The organism is Clostridium aminobutyricum (assembly GCF_017255415.1).
Lineage (GTDB): Bacteria > Bacillota > Clostridia > Peptostreptococcales > Anaerovoracaceae > Aminipila > Aminipila aminobutyrica.
The window spans coordinates 236230-249998 of record NZ_JAFJZZ010000004.1; the positions used below are offsets into that span (position 1 = coordinate 236230).

A 13769-nucleotide genomic window follows, 5' to 3' on the forward strand; every position below is an offset into this window, starting at 1 on the left:
CCTTGAACAATTTAAAGAAATTCTTATATGTCTATATAAGGAATAATCATTATGAGCAATCAAAAATACGAAGCTTTTCTCAAAACAGCAGAATTAGGAAGCTTTAAAAAAGCAGCCGAAGCACTCGGTTATACGCAAGCAGGCATCAGCTACATGCTGAACACCTTAGAAAATGAGTTGGGCTTAACTTTATTTGTCCGAGATTACGGAGGCGTACAGCTTACGGCTGACGGAAATCAAATTCTGTCCTGGGTTCAAGAAGTCTGCAACAGTGAACGTAGATTACATGCCAAGTTAGCGGATTTGAAATGTTTAGAATTAGGCACCTTACGGGTTGGTGCATTCACCAGCGTTGCGATTCAATGGTTGCCGGGTATTATGCAATCTTTTTTAAAGGAATACCCAAATATCAAATTTGAATTGCGATGCTCTGACGATCAGGCTGAAATGGAGCGGCTAGTCCAGCGCGGCGATGTGGATTGCGGCTTTTTTGTCTTGCCTGTCAATCCGGAGTTATTTACGATTCCGTTAAAGCGTGATTCTTTATTAATGGCCTTGCCGCAAAACCATCCTCTATCGGAAGCACCCTATTTCCCTATTGATTCCCTGTCAAAATATCCTTACATTGAACTGGATGAAGGATCTTTTTCTGAAATGAGGGACATCTTCACCTTCTATGGCGTAAAGCCCAATATTGCCTTTAGAGTGGAGAACAGCTATGCGGCCATGGCTTTAGTCAGTAAAGGCTTTGGCTTTAGCATTTTTCCTGAACTTTTTTTACAGGGAGCCTTTTTTCCTATGGTTTTTAAAGAATTGGAAATACCTGCTCACCGTGAACTAGCCATTTCCACCCGCTCACAGGAAACCGCTTCGCTTGCCACTAAAACCTTTTTAAAATATGTAGAGCAATGGGTTCATCAGTTTTAGAAGTCTATTCATTACGCAAGCTTTCAAGAGCGCTTAAATTCATCGCCCTTTTAGCCGGATAGTATCCGGACACCACGCCTATCACGGTAGCAAATGCTACCGCTGCAAATCCAAGCCATGCCGGAATTTTAGAGATGGAAGCACCATAACCCCCTCCCATCGTATTTAACGCGATACTGATGATGTCTTTTAGCACGGTGTTCATCAGCAGTGACACAATCACGCTGAAAATCAGCCCGACGACACCGCCTATGAACCCGATCAGACCGGCTTCCAGAAGGAACATTTTACGAATATCACGGAGGTTCGCTCCGATTACCTTCATGACACCGATTTCTTTTGTCCGCTCATAGATGGACATGATCATCGTATTCGTAATACCTAGCGCCGCAACTAGTAAAGATATGCCACCGATTCCGCCCAAGATGCCTTGGATCATCTTTGCGGTGTCTTTCATCGATTCAAGCCAATCACTAGGGCTATAGGTTTGAAAGCCCTGTTCCCGAAGCTGCTCGCTTATGTCGGCAGAATCATTGATATCGGTCACATAAACCAGCGCCTGGTCATATGTCTTCGTACCCGTCGAGAAGGTATTTTCTTTTCGGACTTTTTTAAGTTCTTTCGAAATATCTTCAAGGGCGGTGATGTTCATATAAACACAGTACGCCGAATCATCATCCGGATTTTCAAGAACTCCAACAGCCCTCGTCTCATATTCCTTATAGTCGATCTTCTGAGAATCCTGCCCCTCGCTGTTATTCTGCTTTTTCTGCCCGTACGTGTCATCTCCTGTAATAATTATCTTCTTAGCGGACATGACATCTAATGCTTCTCCGCTCCATTCGTTGCTATTCGGGTCTTGAAACCAATTCGGAACCTGATTGCCAAATAAAAGTTCATATTTATCTGTGCCATTTAAAAGTCTTCCGCCATCCAACACCTTATAATTAAATTTCTCCAAGACTTCAGGGCGTATCCCCATCACTTGTGTCTGCGCTATTTTTTTCCCGGCACCGATGGTCAGATATTCACTCACTACAGGGGTAACCGCGCCTACCCCTTTCATTTTCTCCATATCTTTAAGGGCTTTATCATTGATCACGCCTTTGGCATCCTGCATTTGCTGCATCATTCCACCGCCTCCATTACTCATTACGGTGATCATATGGAGATTCCCATAGCTTTCGATCTGTTCCTGATAACTGTCACTTAGGCCAAAACCGATAGACATCATGACTACGATAGCACAAGTACCTACAACAACACCAACAACCGCTAAAAGGGTTCGCGTCCGCCGCCTGAGCAAGTTTCGAAAACAAAGATCGACTAAATCCCTATTGTTCATAGCTGCTGCTCCTTTGTGGCGTCGCTCTCCGCATCAAGATCATAGTTGTCTTCGATCTCAAGGGCTGCATTCAGCTTCTTCTTGCGATGCTTTTTAAATAATACCCCGCCTATAACGCCGACCGCTATCACAATTCCTGCAATAATCAGAGCCCATGGAGTTTGCTTTGGCGGTTCTCCTGTCATGGAAGGGTCCTCCTCAAAGACCGGAGCGGCCATCGTCTCAAAGGTAAAAGGTACTTCAAGGAATTGTGCTTCCCCATTTCCATCCTCAAACGTAAAAGTTATCGTTCCTTGCATAGTGCCTTCCTCTCGGGGAATAAAATTAAACCGATAGCTGTCACTTTTGCCGCTTTCCATGTTTCCTACATAATAACTGTTGGATTCCATCACATCAAAATCACCTTCACAGTTCACCCTTAAGTTGTTCAGCGGTGTTTTGCCCATATTGTAAAATTGGACTTCGCAAGTGCCTTGCTGTCCTGCATAGACTTCCATCGGAGGTACGATATCATCCACCACCAACCTTGATTTTTGTGTGACCGGAATGGCAATCGTATCGGTTGCTTCAAGCGGTTCTCCTGATCCTGTCTCGTAACTCATGGCCACCGTTATCGGAGCGGTTTTCTGTTCTGCCTGAGGTTTTGTCGTAAGCCTTATGTTCTTTGTATAATGCCCTTTCGCCTTAATGCTGTCAATAAAAAATGCATTGCTTCCGCCTACCGGTACAAAGACACCATCTGCGTTGTTTAAGGACACTTTAATATTTGATAGAGTTTTGCCGGAGGTATTAAAAATGCTTAGATTCAGGTAAAAATCGGTTCCCGCCTGAACGGCATTGCCTCCATACGAATAGCTATCCACCATCAGCTGCGGTTTTTTTGCAGTTTCCCCGTCCGATAGAAGGGTGACGGTCGCATACTGCGTTACGCCAGTCGTCGTCTCTTTGTCCGACGTATTGGTAGGGGCCGCCGTTATTTTGATCGGATAACTTTTTTCATCTGCACCGTCAAAGGAATACAGCTTTACCGAATACTGCTTACTGCCTCCCTTTGGAATATTATCGATAAAGATATTCCTGGATTTATTGATAATACCGTCGGCAGGTTCTACGGCCACTTTCACGTTTTTAACATCGGAAGTACCGGTATTCTGAACGGTGAAACTAAGGTCAAACGGTGTACCTGAATTTACTTCATCCGGAATGCTCACATTTGTAATAGCAATGCTATTCGTGCTAAAATCCCCATCTCCTTGAACAGGGATATAAAAAGTTTTCTTGGCCACCACATCACCGTTCATGAAATTAAGACCTAATACTTGTACTTCGATCGCATAGTTTTTACTTTCGATACCATCTTTCACGGTGATAGGAAATTCGGCAGTTTTTCTTGTTCCTACCGAAACATAGCCCAGCTGAACTTGATTGCTTCCATTATAAATCGACAAGCCATCCGGTAAGTTCAAGGAGACCACTGCATTTTTGATGGTTGTATTTCCATAATTGTAAAATTCAATTTTTAACTTATTGTCATTGCCCTGCACAAAGCCGCCAGAAGGCTCTATGCTATGGGAAATATCCACTGCTGCGACTGTTTTAGAATCAGTCCCTTCTGTAGACATTTTTTCATACACAGTAAAAAACGTACTTGCTTCAAGCGTTTTCTGATTCGCTAAGTCAGCGCCACTTTGATCTTTTAAATTAGCATTGAACGAACAAGTTCTTTCTCCCGTAGCAGCTGTTTTAGCTATGGTAACTGAAAAGCTTATGGTTTGTTTTCCTCCCGAAGGGATTACGATGCTCCCCGAATTTTCATTTACAGTAACGCCGGAGCCTCCAATCGTAAGTCTCATACTTTGTACCGTAACGGCTTCTCCTCGGTTATTTTCAATTTGAAAGCCCACAGAAACATTGTCATCCCCTTGCATTCCTCCCGGAGAACCGATCGTTTCTATAAAGACCCCGCCATTTGTTGCAGCATATGCAATACTATCATAGGGCTGAATGGGCATGAAGCCGGGTATTATAGAATAGATGAATACCATAATCACTGCCATCGACACTCCCAAGCCTTTTTTTGCAACACGTTTCTTACTGTTCATTTTTTTGTTCTCCCTCTTCCTGTTCCTTCTCTACACCATCTTTTACAGCAACACTTAAAATATTTCCATCTTGGATTGTTACCACCTTGTCCGCATACGTTGCAATGCTTCTGTCATGCGTGACGATTATGAGTGTCTGATTATGCCTCCTCACTTGATTTACAATCAGAGCCATGACCTCTTTCGTCGTAGCCGTATCGAGATTTCCTGTCGGCTCATCTGCGAAAATAATTTTAGGAGTCCCTGCCAATGCCCTTGCGATCCCCACTCTTTGCTGTTGTCCGCCGCTCATCTGGGTAGGCTTACGATTTCCATATCCTTTCAGCCCTACGTCAATTAATGACTTTTCTGCGATTTTATTTCGTTTCTTCTTTTCCACTCCCCTAAATATGAGCGGTAAACTGACATTTTCGACAGCCGTAAGCATAGGCAGCAAATGATACGCTTGAAATATGAATCCGATGTTCTTCTGCCTGAATAAAGTAACTTTTTCTTCATTCAATTTATGTATTGGTATTCCTCCAATATAGATTTCTCCCCGTGTCGGTTTTTCCAAACCTGCCACCATATTCAAAAAAGTCGACTTCCCCGAACCCGATGTGCCCAGGAAACATACAATTTCTCCCTTGTATATCTCTAGGCTTACATTGTCCAGGGCGACGACTTTTTCATCTCCCATTCGATATATTTTTCGTACATTTTTAACCTCTATCAGCGGCTTCATTTTGATCCTTTCCCCGATTACAGTTTCTTCTTTTCGCTTATGTTTCTACCATGTAAATCCACACTTTGTCCCCTGAAGAGAAAGCTTTCTAAGCTTTTCATTTTCTACCTATTGGATTAAAAAGCGAACTCAATAGTTAGAGTTCGCACTTTAATAGGTTTGTTGATAAAGAAATAGAAATGTTTGTTACTTTTATGTAACTTGCTCCATTAAATTCCCCACTATTTAACTTCATTTCTATTTGTCAATACACCTTCTGTACATCAAGTGTACTACTTGTAATAGTACACTGTCAACCCCTAAAAAAATATTTTTGTATTATCTCCAATCCTAACAACCCTTTATCTTATAAGACGATAGTACTATGGAAAATGTTTCATATTTTTTTAAAAATTATAAAATTTTTTTAGATATCCCGTTGATATCGTAAACATATCGCAAGCGTTATTGCCTTACGTAATAAAAAAAGCCTCTGCGAGGCGCTATTAGCTCGCATTCGCTCGCGTTTTAATGGTAGCTTTTTATGATACTCCGGTCCTATCGCAAGCGATATTCCCTACGTAATAAAAAAAGCCCTTAAGCAGGAACTTAAGAGCTGTTCATTCATTCTTGTATGTGAACATTATTTCTAAATTCACTAGGATTCATATGCCGTAATTGTACAAAGTTGCGTCGAAATGCTTTTACTGTATTATATCCGACACCTATTGCAATATCCGTAATATCCATATCGGTTTCAATCAGGAATTCACATGCTTTGTTTATTCGAACTAAATTCAAAAAATCGTAAAAATTCTTTTGAACTTGTGACAGTAAAACTTTATTTAATTCAATCAAGGAAATTTGGAATTTGTCCGCAACTGATTGCGCAGTCAAATCTTCTGCAAAATTCCTTAAGAGATATTCAATAATTCTGTATTCTTGTTTTGTTTCTTTTATTTTCCCTACATGTAAAGCATTGCCGTAGGTTCTTCTATAGTTTCCGATCTTATCATCCATTCTTGAAGCAAATACTTTAGAGATATGTGCTGCATCTACATAACCAACAATAGAGGCCAGTTCTTCCAGCGTAAAATCCGTATACAGCAAATAATTGACAGTCTTTGTTACTCTCATTTCATTTAACAGTTCATTAAAGGATAACCCGGTTTTTTCTAAGATATATTTGCTAATCGAGGATTTGCTCATATAAAACTGCTTAGACAGTCTGTCTAACGTCATCTTATCACTTAAATGCATATAAATATACCGAAGAATAAGAGCTCTTTGATCCCCCAGTTCTGCTAAAACTTTTGGTATCATCCGCCTATCATCAATTTCTCTGCAAAAAATAGTAATTAATTGAGCCAGTAAGGTACAAACAAAAATTTCATGGTAACTTTTATGCTCCATCTCTTCTAAAAGAGATTCGATGCCTACTTCTTCTTTCACCTTTGAAAAAAGAGTTTCCACTTCTTTTTTTGTATCTTCGTTTAATGTAATAACCGGTGTGATTTCTAACTTTTTTAAAATGGGTGTCTCATCTAAGTTATCTACGATAATAGAATGTAACATATTGGCAACGACATCATAATTGTACTTTATAATTTCATATTGCAATGCTTCCTCTACTTCAACAACCTCCGTACAATCCCATGGAAGAATTGATAGCAAACAATTTTCTCCCACTTCGTACAGTTCGGTATCTACTTTAAATTTTGCCTTACCTTTTTTGATATAAAGGAATCGCGGGCTTTGATGGTACAACGGAAATGTTTTCTCATCAATTAACTCGTAGTCAAAAGAGCAGATTCTCTTTATGTCAAGGTTTGAACAATATTGTGATTGAAATTCTGCTAAGTCTTGCATTGGCTTCTTCCTTTCCTAAGTAAGATAAAAGGTCTTACTCTAAGTTTTTCTTCTTATTGCTTCCTTATTCAAAAGCAAGCTCAAAAAATAGACGTCATCATCTATTTATTCATAAGAATTTTTTTATACATCTTATGGTAACCGATATTGAACCAGAAAACAATTCAAGGTTCATATATTTTTTCAGACGTCATAATGGTTTATACAGTCAGTCACAATATAGGCAGACCTCTACGCCATTGTGAACTGACTGTATAACAAAGTAGATATGCTGTAGTTAAGGTGAAAGCTTACTTTCTTACATCATAGAAATATTCAATTTTTTTGGAGGATTAAATTAGTCAATCAGTCCTGACTGCACACATGAGAAATATGCACGCAAAGACTACTCGTTTCATGTTGACGATAAGTACATTACTTCAGTACGATTTCAGTACCGGTAAGACCTTTCAAAGCTTCGTCTGCTTTTTCCAGAGAGCAAATAATAGCTTTTCTATTTTCACCGCTCTGAGCAAACTGCATAGCCGCTTTCACCTTAGGCAGCATGCTTCCTGGAGCAAAATGCCCTTCTTCTATATATTTCTCGGCTTCTTCAATGGTCATTCTCTCTAACAACTGTTGATTTGGCTTACCGAAATTAATAGCAACTCTGTCTACTGCAGTTAAGATTACTAAAGAATCTGCAGATACCAATTCTGCAAGTTTCTCTGCTGCTAAATCTTTATCTACTACAGCCGGAACTCCGTGATAGGAACCGTTTGGCTCTTTTACGACAGGGATTCCTCCGCCGCCGCCTGCGATTACCACATGATTTGCGTTAATCAATGTATTTAATGAAATTCGTTCATAAATACTTACAGGAACCGGTGATGCAACCACTCTTCTCCAGCCTCTTCCTGAATCTTCTACATACTTATAGCCGCTTTCTTCCATTAATTTCTTAGCAGTAGCTTCGTCATAGTATGTACCGATTGGCTTCGTCGGATTCTGGAATGCCGGATCTTTATCATCTACGATGACCTGAGTCAGCATCGTGATAACAACGACATCATTAATGCCATTTTCGATAAGTGCTTGGTCAATTGCCTGCTGTAAGTGATATCCGATATAGCCTTGGCTCATTGCTGTGCACTCAGGAAATGGCATGTCTGGAACATGCCCAGCCTCGTGAGCTTTTTCAAATGCACGGTTAATCATTCCAACCTGTGGACCATTTCCATGGCAAACCACCACTTCATAGCCTGCTTTAACCACATTTACTACTGTTTGCGCTGAAATTTTTACGCGTTCCAATTGTTCTTCCGGTGTATTACCCAACGCATTGCCGCCAAGGGCGATTACAATTCTTTTCATAAATTCTCCCTCTTAGTTCTGTCTACCAATAGTAGCTACCATAACTGCCTTAATAGTATGCATACGATTTTCTGCTTCATCAAATACCTTAGAGTATCTGCTTCTGAATACTTCATCGGTTACTTCTCTGATATCATATCCTTCTTCCATCTGAGTCTTTGCCATCTTTGTTTCAAAATCATGGAAGGATGGCAGACAATGTAAGAAGATCACATCATCATTTTCTGTAGCCTTTACCATTTCCATGGTTACCTTATATGGTGTTAACAGTTTTACTCTTTCCGGAATCTGTGCTTCTTCGCCCATGGATGCCCATACATCTGTGTAAAGCACATCTGCACCTTTTAAGCATTCCGGTGTACTGCAAAGTTCAATCTTCGCACCTGTAGAAGCTGCTACTTCATTTACTCTTGCAAGAATATCTTTATCAATTCCGTCAATTAGAGTCTGCGGTCCATAGGCGACAAAATGCATTCCCATCTTTGCACATCCGTACATCCATGCATAGCTCATGTTGTTTCTTACATCGCCGCAGAACACCACCTTAATCTTATTTAAAGGCTTTGCGATATGCTCTTCAATCGTTAAAATATCTGCTAAAATTTGAGTGGGATGATCTACATCTGTTAACCCATTCCATACAGGAACTCCTGCATGCTTGGCTAAATCTTCCACTAATGATTGGTCATATCCTCTGTATTCAATTCCATCATAGAATCGGCCGAATACTTTTGCGGAGTCTTCAACAGATTCTTTTTTTCCGAACTGGGAGCTGCTTGAATCAAGGAAAGTAACTCCGCCGCCTTCGTCCAGGCAAGCAACTTCAAATGCACATCTTGTTCTTGTGGATGCCTTTTCAAAAAGAAGGACGATATTCTTCCCTCTTAAAGCATCTCCCGGAATACCAGCGCGCTTTTTAGCCTTTAAATCGTGTGCAAGGTCTAACATATATCTGATTTCTTCGGGGGTAAAATCCATTAGTGTTAAAAAACTTCTTCCTTTTAGATTAACTGCCATGATTTTTCTCCTTTAAATAAATTTATTACTCTCTTACTAACGGCATGCTCATGCATCGTGGGCCGCCTCTGCCTCTGGATAATTCTGCGCTCGGAACTTCTAAAACATTTATGTTGTGCTCTCTAAGCAGCTTATTTGTAACTGTATTTCTCTGATACGTTACAATGGTTCCCGGAGCAATGCATAACGTGTTGGATCCGTCGTTCCACTGTTCTCTTTCGGATACAATAAGGTCATCGCCTCCGCACTTGATCAGTGTGACTTTTTCTAATTGCAAATATTTTTGTAAGATACTCTCTAATTTATCTTCAATTTTCTTTACGTTGATAGAGTCTTTCTCTTTTCCTCGTTTGATTTCATATACTACCAGCGGGCCTAAGATGCCGGGGTGTACTGTAAATTTATCTACATCAATCTGTGTAAATACCGTATCCAAGTGCATAAATGCTCTGGAATTAGGAATATCAAAAGCAAGAACAGTGTCAATGGTTGACTCTTCACTAGCAAAAATATTCTTTGCCAGCATTTCAACTGCATCGGCTTCAGTCCTCTGAGAAACACCAACTGCCAACACTTTATCGTTAAGATTTAAGATATCTCCACCTTCCACATGGAATGGGTTATAGCGATTAAAATATTTTGGCACTTGCCCTTTATACTCCGGATGATATTTGAAGATATATTCTCCGTAAATGGTTTCTCTATTTCTGGTCTGTGAATACATCTTATTAATGCTTACACCGTTTCCGATACAAGCAAATGGATCTCTCGTAAAATAAAGGTTCGGCATAGGATCAATGATTAATTTGGAAGCAGAGCTCATTAAATCAACTAAAGAATCCTCTTTATTGTAATTTAATTCACGTAAAACGATTCCTTCCATTGATTTTAAAACCATCTCTTTTTTGTTATCGTTGTAGCTGAGCATGAAATCATAAATTTTTTGCCTATACTTCTCGGTGCTAATACCACCCTCTTTAATCCATTGATGTAAGAATTGATCTCTGATTTCATCACTTAAGCTTATAACATCTGTCATTAAATCTTCTAAATAAACCACTTCCACACCATTGTCTCGAAGTGTTTGTGCGAAAGCATCGTGCTCTTCCTGCGCAACTTGCAGAAAAGGAATGTCATCAAATAGTAATCTGTCCAAAGTATCAGGAGTTAAATTCTCTAACTCTTTACCAGGTCGGTGCAGCAGTACCTTCTTTAATGGCCCAATCTCGCTCTTAACATTAATTATCATCAAGCAGCCTCCCTAACAATCTTAATTTTAAAATTTCTTTCATGTAAATAGTTTTGGTAATTTTCTGAAGATTAATATACTAATCATGCGCATGACTTTTATTTACTATCCCATAATACATAAAATCATTTATGCATGTATGAATATAAAACTTAATTATTTTGTATTATTTTCTGTTATTTCCCCGCTCAAATAACATTTTAATTTGTATTTATACATTCTTATATGCGAAAATTCTTACATATTAGGTATATCGAACTCATACTACATACCTAAATATCCATTAGCAAAACTCCTTTTCCGTATAAAAAATACATTTTTTTATACAAAATATGTCCCTTCGTTATTTCTTAATGCTCGAGACTCAAGTATTCATCCCATGTATAAAACACGAGCAATCTTTGAACAAACATTTAGTAGTAATTAAATAAGTGATTTTGCAATATTCCATCAATAATGGTAAAAATATTTATCGCCAATCACCTGGAGATTACATTTTACGAAGTGTTTTCAATTAAGAGTCTGCTCTTACTCTTGCTTTTCTTCCTTATGCTATTATATCCAAATTGCATTCTATGCAATAAAAAAAGCCTCTGCGAGGCACTTTTAGCTCCCATTCGGTCGCATTTCAGTAGACTTTTTTGATATTCTGTCAATATCGCAAGCGATATTTCCTAATAAAAAACTTTGAAATGGTATCTCTACCATTTCAAAGTCTTTCATTGCTGTTATATTATTATATTTTATAATAAGCTACATTGCGATTTGTCCAGTGACAAGTAAATAGATAGCAATTAGCGCCCCTAATACGATAAGTCCTGCAATAATAAGCTCTTTTTTATTGAATACTTTTTCGCATCCAATCTCTTTTCTGGCTTTTGCGTAAAAATAGATGCCCAAGATATATACGGTGAAGCATAATAAGAAATAGCCCAATCCGGAAGCGTAGATCGCCCAAACAAAGAAAATGCACCCTAATAGCCCAATAAGGAACTGGGTTGTCTCTTTATTCTGATACGACAGTTTCACTTGATACATCGTTACTAAAATCCATGATACAAAAATCGCAGCGGTGCAAAGTGAATAAGCAAAGTTATATGCCTTTTCGGTGAAAAGTAAAGTAAAAATAAATAGCTGAGTTAATATGGTCATAAATACCAAGGAATACGTCGGTGAATTTGCGCTATTCACTTCTCCGAATTTTTTAGGAAGAAGATTCTGTTTCGCCATCAGCAAAGTTGTTTCTGCAGGAAGCATCGTCCAAGATAACCAGCACCCAAAGATTGAAATAATTAAACCTAAATTAATCAATACAGCGCCCCAAGGTCCAACTAATTCTTTTAATATGTATGCCATAGAAGGTTGGCCAAACTCAACAATAGTAGCTCTATCCATTAAACCGTATGGCAGCAGAGATACTAGAATGTATATAATTAATAATCCAACTAATCCTAGAACGGTTGACTTCGCAGCAACGGATTTTGTTTCTGCACGGTCTGCCATCATTGCAGCACCTTCAATACCAACAAACACCCACATTAATACCATCATTGTATTTTGAATCTGGCTGAATACATCTTTTACTTCAAAGTTTCCTGATGCAGTGCCCCAGAAGTTTGCTGTAAACATATCTGCTTTAAAAAAGATGATTGCAATCACCGCAAATATAAACAGCGGAACTAACTTGCATATCGTAATAATAACATTTATTACAGCAGCGCCTTCAATTCCTTTATTTACTAGAAAACACATAAACCATAGTATGACACTTGCGATAATGATGGATAGAAGATTCTGTCCCCCTTTAAGTGGCGGTACAAAATACCCGATCGCACTCATCATCATTGTTGCGAAGGCTACATTTCCAAGCCAAGCCGACAGCCAGTAACCCCAGCCGCTGATAAATCCTCCAAACGGTCCGAAGCCCGCCTGTGCATAGCTAAATACCCCACTTAAATCAGGCCTTTTTGCTATTAGGTTTGTAAAAGAAAGACATAACATTAAAATACCGATCCCTACAATCAACCATGCGATGATTGCAGCTCCTGGGCTAGCACTTGCCGCCATATCTGTAGAAATACCAAAAATACCACTTCCAATAGATGAACTAATAACCATGGCGACTAACGCCACTACCCCTAGCTTCTTCGTATTATCTGACATAAATAATACCGTCCTCTCTCTCTGATTTAGAATGATTTCATTGTAATTCTACGAACTGTTCTTTCTTAGTCCGACGTGATTACTTTGATATTATAGTTAATATCAGAATTTTTCGTCGGCCTATTAAGAGGCTTTTTCTTGTATAAATTTGTCGCTTTTATGCAGTATTTATATAAAAATATCGCATAAAATCCATATATTCTTCTTTGTTAACAACATTAAAAAGCAATAAATATACAAAAAAATACCCGATAAATATTAGCCAAAAATACAAAAAAAAGCTACTTTCGTAACTTCATAATAAAAAAGCACATTGCAAATGCAGTGTGCTTTTAAAACGCTTCGTGCGAGGATTACAATTACGTCATCATTGCATAAGTTCGAGCCACGTTCTTGAAAAAGGACTGCTCTCACTTAAAACCGGCAACGTTTCAGAGCGTTGCTCTTCATTCTGACTCGCTTACGCACCTAACCACAATTGCAAAGCAAATGTCCGGTAGGTGCCATACGGAAATTCCTCGGCTTCAGCTGGTCTGAATTTTTCCGTTCGCTCCCTGCTGTCTCGTTTTAACATTCTGTCCAGCATTTTAATGCTGACGACAGAATTTAGGCTAGAAAATCATGAATCTCTGATTCATAAATTTTCATCGTCTACTCAAAAAAGCACTAAAAAAGCACACTGCATTTGCAATGTGCTTTTTTGTAAAACCAGCAACATTCGGCACTACATGCCTCACTCCTACGGTCACTACGTTCCCTTCGCTGTCCCGTTTTGCCTCAAAATTTGCATATTTGCATAAAAAAAGAAGCTACTTTCGTAACTTCTTTTTTTGCAAAACCGGCAACGCTTGAGCTTTGCTCTTCACTCCGACTCGCTTACGCTCCCTGCTGTCCCGTTTTACACTAAAAAAGCACATTGCAAATTGCAGTGTGCTTTTTTGTAAAACCGGCAACGTCCTACTTTCCCAGGCAGCTGCCCGCCAAGTATCATCGGCGCTAGAGAGCTTAACTACTGTGTTCGAGATGGGAACAGGTGGATCC

Annotated in this window: 9 protein-coding genes and 1 rRNA gene; 1 reads left to right on the forward strand and 9 read right to left on the reverse strand. The window is 39.2% G+C overall.

Features of this window, described 5'->3' with window-relative positions:
- Window positions 1-51 precede the first annotated feature (51 nt).
- Window positions 52-927 (forward strand): LysR family transcriptional regulator, encoded by an 876-nt coding sequence (locus tag JYB65_RS10870; protein WP_206582698.1) that lies wholly within the window; start codon window positions 52-54, stop codon window positions 925-927.
- Window positions 928-931: 4 nt separating this feature from the next.
- On the opposite strand, the gene JYB65_RS10875 is transcribed toward JYB65_RS10870, so the two are convergent.
- The 9 genes from JYB65_RS10875 to rrf form a co-directional block, all read right to left on the reverse strand.
- A complete protein-coding gene (locus JYB65_RS10875) occupies window positions 932-2272 on the reverse strand; it encodes an ABC transporter permease (RefSeq protein WP_206582699.1) in 1341 nt (446 codons plus the stop codon).
- A complete protein-coding gene (locus tag JYB65_RS10880; RefSeq protein WP_206582700.1) occupies window positions 2269-4374 on the reverse strand; it encodes a COG1361 S-layer family protein in 2106 nt (701 codons plus the stop codon). The genes JYB65_RS10875 and JYB65_RS10880 overlap by 4 nt, the downstream gene beginning before the upstream one ends.
- Window positions 4364-5098, reverse strand: a complete 735-nt coding sequence (locus tag JYB65_RS10885) for an ABC transporter ATP-binding protein (protein WP_206582701.1) — start codon at window positions 5096-5098, stop codon at window positions 4364-4366. Before JYB65_RS10885 ends, JYB65_RS10880 begins: the two co-directional genes overlap by 11 nt.
- 603 nt (window positions 5099-5701) lie before the next feature.
- On the reverse strand, window positions 5702-6946 hold the full coding sequence (locus JYB65_RS10890; RefSeq protein ID WP_206582702.1) for an AraC family transcriptional regulator: 1245 nt from the start codon (window positions 6944-6946) through the stop codon (window positions 5702-5704).
- 414 nt (window positions 6947-7360) lie between these two features.
- Window positions 7361-8299: a carbamate kinase gene (arcC, locus tag JYB65_RS10895; protein ID WP_206582703.1), complete on the reverse strand. Its 939-nt coding sequence runs from the start codon at window positions 8297-8299 to the stop codon at window positions 7361-7363.
- Between the two features lie 12 nt (window positions 8300-8311).
- Window positions 8312-9316, reverse strand: coding sequence for an ornithine carbamoyltransferase (argF, locus tag JYB65_RS10900; protein WP_206582704.1), 1005 nt, complete (start codon window positions 9314-9316; stop codon window positions 8312-8314).
- Window positions 9317-9341: 25 nt separating this feature from the next.
- Window positions 9342-10565, reverse strand: coding sequence for an arginine deiminase (gene arcA, locus JYB65_RS10905; protein ID WP_206582705.1), 1224 nt, complete (start codon window positions 10563-10565; stop codon window positions 9342-9344).
- A gap of 753 nt (window positions 10566-11318) precedes the next feature.
- A complete protein-coding gene (arcD, locus tag JYB65_RS10910) occupies window positions 11319-12728 on the reverse strand; it encodes an arginine-ornithine antiporter (RefSeq protein ID WP_206582706.1) in 1410 nt (469 codons plus the stop codon).
- Between the two features lie 944 nt (window positions 12729-13672).
- Window positions 13673-13769 (reverse strand): 5S ribosomal RNA (gene rrf, locus JYB65_RS10915); the annotation flags it as partial.